This is a genomic window from Methyloceanibacter marginalis (assembly GCF_001723295.1).
GTDB classification, from domain to species: domain Bacteria; phylum Pseudomonadota; class Alphaproteobacteria; order Rhizobiales; family Methyloligellaceae; genus Methyloceanibacter; species Methyloceanibacter marginalis.
This window is the reverse complement of sequence record NZ_LPWD01000394.1, coordinates 1-2,424: the sequence shown is the minus strand read 5'-3', so window position 1 is coordinate 2,424 and position 2,424 is coordinate 1. Positions and strand designations below refer to the sequence as shown.

The window sequence follows — 2,424 nt, the reverse complement described above, 5'->3', positions numbered from 1 at the left end:
CTCGCGCGGCCCGCGCAAAGCCTTCCTGCAACTCCGCGCCGTCCACGATCAGCGCCGAACCGACGCCAAGCTTGTCGAAGCGCGTCTTGAGCTCCTTGGTCTTGCCTTCTTTCAGCTCGCACGAGTCGAGCACGACCAGAGCGTCAGCCTTGGCCTTGGATGACAGCGCGTGCTTCAGCGCCAGGGCCCGAACCTTCTTCGGCAGCTCGATGGCGTGGCTGCGCGGCTTCGGCCCGAACGACTTGCCGCCGCCGCGGAAGATCGTCGGCTTCGCGCTACCGTGCGCGCGCGCCCGGTGCCCTTCTGCCTGAACATCTTGGCCGTGGTCGCGGGTAAATCTCCGACCGGTCCTTCACATGGACCGTGCCGGCCCGGCGCTTGGCGAGCTGGTAGCGCACCATGCGATGCAGCAAGTCGGCGCGCGGCTCGAGCCCGAACACGTCGTCCGAGAGCTCCACGGTGCCCGCCTTCTTGGCGTCGAGCGTTGTTACGTCCGCCTTCATCACGCGTTATCCCCGCCCTCTGCCGGCTCGGCATTTGTCTCAGCGGCAGGCGCCGCCTCTTCCTTGGCCTGCTTGGCCGCCTGATCCTCAGCCCCATTGCGGAACGCGCCGGGCTTCGGCACGTCGTTCGGGAGCGCCCGCTTCACCGCATCGCGCAGCAGAACCCAGCCGCCCTTGGCGCCGGGAACGGCGCCGCGGATCATGATCAGGCCGCGCTCGACGTCCGTCTTGACCACCCGCAGGTTTTGGGTGGTGACGCTCACGTCGCCCATGTGGCCGGCCATCTTCTTGCCCTTGAACACCTTGCCCGGGTCCTGGCACTGGCCGGTGGAACCAAGGCTGCGGTGCTTGACCGACACGCCGTGGCTGGCCCGCAAGCCGCCAAAACCGTGCCGCTTCATGCCGCCAGCAAAGCCCTTACCGATCGAGGTGCCGGACACGTCCACGAACTGCCCCTCGATGAAGTGGTTGGCGGTAATCTCCGCGCCCACGTCGATCATGTTGTCCGGGCTGACCCGGAACTCCGCGATCTTCCGCTTCGGCTCCACGTTGGCCACGGCGAAGCTGCCGCGCTCTGAGCGCGTCAAACGCTTCACCTTGCGCCGGCCCGCGCCAAGCTGGACGGCGGTATAGCCATTCTTCTCGGCCGTACGCTGGCCGACGACCTGGCAGTTTTCCAGGCGCAGCACCGTCACGGGGATGTGGTCCCCGCCGTCGGTGAAGATCCTGGTCATGCCGACCTTTTGAGCGATGACACCTGATCGCATCGAACTTTTTCCTTGCCTCGTCCCGCGGCCGTTAGAGCTTGATCTCGACGTCCACGCCGGCGGCGAGATCGAGCTTCATCAGCGCGTCAACCGTCTGCGGCGTGGGATCGACAATGTCGAGCAGCCGCTTGTGTGTACGCATTTCAAACTGCTCGCGGCTTTTCTTGTCGATATGCGGCGAGCGGTTCACGGTGAACTTTTCGATGCGGGTCGGCAGCGGGATAGGCCCGCGAACTTCCGCACCGGTGCGTTTCGCCGTGTTGACGATTTCCTTCGTCGACGCATCGAGAATGCGATGGTCGAAGGCTTTCAGCCTGATTCTTATATTTTGGCTCTGCATCTCGACGGCCTTAGGTTTGAGAAGCGCGCCGCCCGGACCGGACGACGCGCTGATTCTCTTTCAACTACTCGATAATCGACGACACCACGCCGGCGCCGACGGTCCGGCCGCCTTCACGGATGGCGAAGCGAAGCTTCTCCTCCATGGCGATCGGCACGATCAACTCGACGGTCATGGCGATATTGTCGCCCGGCATCACCATCTCAGTGCCTTCCGGCAATTCCACGACGCCAGTCACGTCGGTGGTGCGGAAGTAGAACTGCGGACGGTAGTTGCCGAAGAACGGCGTATGGCGGCCACCCTCTTCCTTGGTGAGGATGTAGCCTCGGCCTTGAACTTAGTGTGCGGCGTCACGGAACCCGGCTTGGCGAGCACTTGGCCACGCTCCACGCCCTCGCGATCGACACCGCGCAGCAGACAACCCACGTTGTCGCCCGCCTGGCCCTGATCGAGAAGCTTGCGGAACATCTCGCGCCGGTGACGGTCGTCTTGCTCGTGGGCTTGATGCCGACGATCTCGACTTCCTCGCCGACCTTGACCACGCCGCGCTCGATACGGCCGGTAACCACGGTGCCGCGGCCAGAGATCGAGAACACGTCTTCGATCGGCATCAGGAACGGCTTGTCGACCGGACGATCGGGCTGCGGGATATAGTCGTCGACAGCCTTCATCAACTCGAGGATCGACTTCTTGCCGATTTCCTCGTTGCTGTCCTCGATGGCGGCCAGCGCGGAGCCCTTGACGATCGGGATCTCGTCGCCCGGGAACTCGTACTTCGACAGAAGCTCGCGCACCTCAAGCTCGACGAGATCGA

Annotated in this window: 2 protein-coding genes and 2 pseudogenes; all 4 read right to left on the bottom strand. The window is 64.2% G+C overall.

The window, feature by feature from the left end:
- A pseudogene (gene rplD / locus AUC71_RS18050) lies at positions 1-503 on the bottom strand (50S ribosomal protein L4); the annotation flags it as partial.
- A complete protein-coding gene (gene rplC, locus AUC71_RS13450; protein WP_069624656.1) occupies positions 503-1,270 on the bottom strand; it encodes a 50S ribosomal protein L3 in 768 nt (255 codons plus the stop codon). The gene rplC and the pseudogene rplD, both read right to left, overlap by 1 nt.
- 31 nt (positions 1,271-1,301) lie before the next feature.
- Complete coding sequence (gene rpsJ / locus AUC71_RS13445; RefSeq protein WP_069438070.1) at positions 1,302-1,610, bottom strand: 30S ribosomal protein S10; 309 nt, start codon at positions 1,608-1,610, stop codon at positions 1,302-1,304.
- 64 nt (positions 1,611-1,674) lie between these two features.
- Positions 1,675-2,424: pseudogene (locus AUC71_RS18045) on the bottom strand (elongation factor Tu); the annotation flags it as partial.